Here is a 4,799-nt window from a genome sequence, read left to right as displayed (position 1 = left end):
GTGCGGACATAGTCCTCGCCCAGCACCTCGAGCATGGCCGAGCGCGTCTGGCGGGCGATCACCGCCAGCGGGATGGTGCCGAGCACGATCGCCGGCAGCACGAGGTGACTGAGTGCCGAGCGGAAGGCATCCCATTTGCCGTAGAGGATGCTGTCGATGGTCATGAACCCGGTGATCGGCTTGAAGAAGAACTGCAGGCCCATGCGGCCGGAGACCGGCGTCCAGCCGAGATAGCCGGAGAAGAAGATGATCAGCAGCAGGCCCCACCAGAAGATCGGCATCGAATAGCCGACAAGGGCTGTGCCCATCAGCGACTGGTCGAACCACGAGCCACGCTTGACCGCTGCGAAGATGCCGGCCGGGATGCCGAGCACCATGGCGAAGATCATGGCGAAGAAGGAGAGCTCCAGCGTCGCCGGGAAGAGCGTCTTGAACTCCTCGATAACCGGCCGCTTGGAGGAGATGGAAACACCGAAATCGCCGGTGGCGACCTCGCCGACGTAGCGCGCATATTGCTGCCAGATCGGCAGATTGTAGCCGAACTGTTCCTTGAGCTCTTCGTAGCGCGCCGGCGTCACGCCATGCTCGCCGGCCATGGCGAGGATGGGGTCGCCGGGCAGCAGCCTGACGAAGGCGAAGGCACAGATGGTGATGCCGACCAGCGTCGGGATCAGAAGCGCGATTTTGTTGAGAAGATATCGGAGCATCTTGAAAAAGGGGCGGCGCCGTACGGCGCCGCCCGCTCTAGAGTTCTATTCGGCCTTGTCGGTGCCGTCGAAGCGGTGGATGCCTAGCGGGTCCATCATGAAGCCGCTGACATTCTTGCGCACAACCGCATAGACCTGGCTGTGGGCCAGGAGGAAGGCCGGGGCCTGCTTCTGGAAGACAACCTGGGCCTGCTCGTAGAGCTTGGTGCGCTCGGCCTGGTCGCTGGTCTTCTTGGCCTTCTGGATCAGGTCCTCGAAGTCCTTGTCGCACCAGCTCGAGTAGTTCGAGACGCCGATTGCCGAGCAGGCGAAGAGGGTGGCGAAGAAGTTGTCCGGATCGCCATTGTCACCAGTCCAGCCGATCTGGAAGGCGCCGGGGCGCTCCTTCTTCTTGCCTTCCTCGCGATACTTCGTCCACTCGTAGTTGACGATCTCGGCCTTAACGCCGACCTTGGCCCAGTCGGCCTGGATCAGTTCGGCGGCGCGCTGGAAGTTCGGGTTGTACGGACGAACGCGGTCGGACGCCCAGAGCTGGATTTCCTTCAGCCCGGCGTCGGCGAGCACCTTCTTGGCCGCTTCCGGATCATAGGAATCGAACTTCACGTCCTTGTTCCACGACCACATGGTCGGCGGGATCAGGTTCTGGGCCGGCGTGGCGCCGGCATCCTGGAACAGCGACTTGATCAGCGCCTCCCGGTCGATCGCCTGGTTCAGCGCGTGCCGAACCTCGGGCTTGTCCAGCGGCGGGATCGTCGTGTTGTAGCTCATGTAGCCGATGTTCAGTCCGGCCTGGTCGAGCAGGTTGACGTCCTGGTTGGCCTTGATCGTGCCAATGTCGGCGGGGTTCGGATAGGGCGCGACGTCGCATTCGCCGGCCAGCACCTTCTGGATGCGCGCGGTGGCGTCGGGCGTGATGGCGAAGACGAGATCGTCGATCTTTTCCTTGCCCTTGAAATAGTCGGGGTTGGCCGCGTAGCGGATGACCGAATCCAGCTGGTAGTCGACGAACTGGAACGGCCCGGTGCCGATCGGCTTGGTCGAGAAGTCGGCCATTTTGCCGTCCTTCGCGAGCTGATCGGCGTATTCCTTCGACACGATCGAGGCGAAGTCCATGCCGAGGTTGGCCAGCATCGGCGCGTTCGGCTCGGTCAGCGTCAGCTTGACGGTCAGATCATCGACCTTTTCCCACTTGGCGACGTATTTCGGCATGTCCATGCCGGTGTAGTAATCCCAGGTCAGGTTCGGGAGGTACTTCTCGCCGTTCCAGGGATTTTCCTTGTTGAACTGACGGTCGAAGGAGAAGACGACGTCATCGGCATTGAGATCGCGGGTCGGCTTGAAATAGTCGGTGGTCTGGAACTTCACGCCCGGATGCAGGTGGAAAGTATAGACCAGGCCGTCGTCCGAGATTTCCCACTTGTCGGCGAGGCCGGGCTCGATCTCGGTACCGCCATGCTTGAATTCGACAAGGCGCGAATAGACGGTGCGCGAAGAGGCGTCGAAATCGTTACCGCCCGTCGTCGTACCCGGGTCGAAATTGGCCGGCGATGCTTCCGAGCAATAGACCAGCGTCTTGGCGTTGGCCACGCCACCGAGGACGCTTGCAGCCAGCAACGCGGCTGCAAAAGTCAGTTTCTTTTTCATTGAGCACTCCCTGATGTTCTGCCAAGCCCCTCTAGCAGGCTCGCGAAGCGCGCATATAAGCACCGTTTTTCTGGCTTTGGAACACCCCGTTTGCGTACCCCACGGGAAGCAGGAAAAGAATCCGCAATCTCCTAAAATGGCAGAAAAAATTAGCAGATTTTTCCGCTCACGATAATGTTAACGACCGCATTTTTTTATTGATCGGCGCTCTCGCGAAATCGACGCGGCGCGGCCTTCCTTCGCATGGGCGCTGCTCAGGAAGATGCGTTACGGGTAGCGGAGAAGAAAAGGATTTCGACGGCAAATCTTTCCCGTTCTGCCGCAAGGGCAAGACTTGCATGGCCGAGGATAGTCGCAATACATAGACGGCACGCTGGATTTCCTGAGGAATCCGCAACCATTGCGGCGGAGGACGCTCCTGTCATTCAGAGGCGGCGCGGCACGAGTGAACGACGACGGGAGGGACAGGGTGGCGAAGGCAGCAAAGACGACGGCTCCGGCCAAGACGAAGACCGCTTCGAAGGCAGCCGCCCCTGTGAAGGACACCGCAAAACCACAGGCTAAGGCTGGCGCCGGAAAGGCCGCCAAGCCTGCCGCGACGAAAGCTCGAGCAGCGGCCAAGCCGGCTGCCGCCAAGTCCGCTGCAACAAAGCCCGCTGCCGCAAAGCCGGCCGCGAAGGCAGCTCCGACAAAAGCGATCTCGCCAGCGCCGGCAGCGAAGCCGGCGCCGGCCAAGAGGTTGCCTAAGGCGCTGACGGAGCTTGCCGCCGGGCTGCCGGAAAAGCCGTGGCTGGCAAGCTATTCAAAGAACATGCCGGCCGAGATCGGCCCCCTGCCCTACGGCTCGATCGGCGACTTCCTGGTCGGCGCCTGCAAGCAGTTTGCCGGCCAGCCGGCCTTCGTCTGCATGGGCAAGGCCATCACCTATGCCGAGCTCGAGCGGCAGTCGGCCGCCTTCGGCGCCTTTCTGCAGTCGAAGGGCCTGCAGAAGGGGGCGCGCGTGGCGCTGATGATGCCCAACGTGCTGCAATACCCGGTGGCGATGATGGCGGTGCTTCGCGCCGGCTTCACCGTGGTCAACGTCAACCCGCTTTACACGCCGCGCGAACTGGAGCACCAGCTCAAGGATTCCGGCGCGCAGGCGATCGTCATTCTCGAGAATTTCGCCAACACGCTGCAGGCGGTGATATCCAACACCTCGGTCAAGCACGTCGTGGTCGCCGCGATGGGCGACATGCTTGGCGGCCTCAAGGGGACGCTCGTCAACTTCGTCGTGCGCCGGGTGAAGAAGCTGGTGCCGGCCTGGTCGCTGCCGGGCCACGTCAAGTTCAACGCCGCCCTGAAGGCCGGCGCCGGCCTCGCCTTCAAGCCCGCCAGCGTCAGCGCCGACGACATCGCCTTCCTGCAATATACGGGCGGCACCACCGGTGTCTCGAAAGGCGCGATCCTCTTGCATTCCAATGTGCTTGCCAATGTCGCGCAGAACGCGCTCTGGCTGCAGGACGCCTATGCGGTGAAGCCGAAGCCGGCGCATCCCAATTTCATCTGCGCGCTGCCGCTCTACCATATCTTCGCGCTGACGGTGAACGCGCTGATGGGCATGCAGCAGGGCGCGCAGAACGTGCTCATCCCCAATCCGCGCGACATTCCAGGCTTCGTCAAGGAATTGGAGAAATACCCGGTCCACATTTTCCCGGGCCTCAACACGCTGTTCAACGCGCTGCTCAACAATGAGGATTTCCGCAAGCTCGACTTCAAGCCGCTGATCCTGACGCTGGGCGGCGGAATGGCAGTGCAGAAGGGTGTGGCCGAGCGCTGGAAGGCGCTGACCGGCTGTCCCGTCACCGAAGGCTACGGGCTTTCGGAAACCTCGCCGGTGGCGACCGCCAACAAGTTCAGCGGCGGCGACTTCACCGGCACGATCGGCCTGCCGCTGCCGTCGACCGAGATCGCCATCCGCGACGACGACGGCAACAATGTGCCGCTCGGCGAAGTCGGCGAGATCTGCATCCGCGGGCCGCAAGTGATGGCGGGCTACTGGAACCGGCCGGACGAGACCGCCAAGGTGATGACCAAGGACGGCTTCTTCAAGTCCGGCGACATGGGCTTCATGGACGAGCGCGGCTACACCAAGATCGTTGACCGCAAGAAGGACATGATCCTGGTCTCCGGCTTCAACGTCTATCCGAACGAGTTGGAGGAGGTCGTGGCCCAGCATCCCGGCGTGCTCGAAGTGGCGGCGATCGGCGTGCCGGACGAGCATTCCGGCGAAGTGCCGAAGCTGTTCGTGGTCCGGAAGGATCCCGCGCTGACGATCGAGACGCTGACCGCCTACTGCCGCGAAAACCTGACCGGCTACAAGCGGCCCAAATATATCGAGTTCCGCACGGAGCTGCCGAAGACGCCGGTGGGCAAGATCCTGCGGCGGGCGCCGCCCGCCGGGGGACG

Annotated in this window: 3 protein-coding genes; 1 reads left to right on the top strand and 2 read right to left on the bottom strand. The window is 62.5% G+C overall.

Annotation, left to right across the window (positions count from 1 at the left end):
- Positions 1 to 707, bottom strand: a 707-nt coding sequence (locus EN781_RS26135; RefSeq protein ID WP_127400477.1) for an ABC transporter permease subunit, incomplete at its 3' end; no start/stop codon positions are given.
- A gap of 45 nt (positions 708 to 752) precedes the next feature.
- The gene (locus tag EN781_RS26130; RefSeq protein WP_126056744.1) at positions 753 to 2,351 is read right to left on the bottom strand and encodes an ABC transporter substrate-binding protein; all 1,599 of its coding nucleotides are present in this window, start codon (positions 2,349 to 2,351) and stop codon (positions 753 to 755) included.
- Between the two features lie 469 nt (positions 2,352 to 2,820).
- Between EN781_RS26130 and EN781_RS26125 the strand changes: the two genes are divergently transcribed.
- Positions 2,821 to 4,799: long-chain fatty acid--CoA ligase (locus EN781_RS26125; protein ID WP_145965629.1), on the top strand; the 1,979-nt coding region annotated here is incomplete at its 3' end.

It is taken from the genome of Mesorhizobium sp. M4A.F.Ca.ET.090.04.2.1 (genome assembly GCF_003999085.1).
GTDB lineage: Bacteria > Pseudomonadota > Alphaproteobacteria > Rhizobiales > Rhizobiaceae > Mesorhizobium.
The sequence above is the reverse complement of the archived record's forward strand: the minus strand, read 5'-3'. Positions and strand labels throughout refer to the sequence as shown.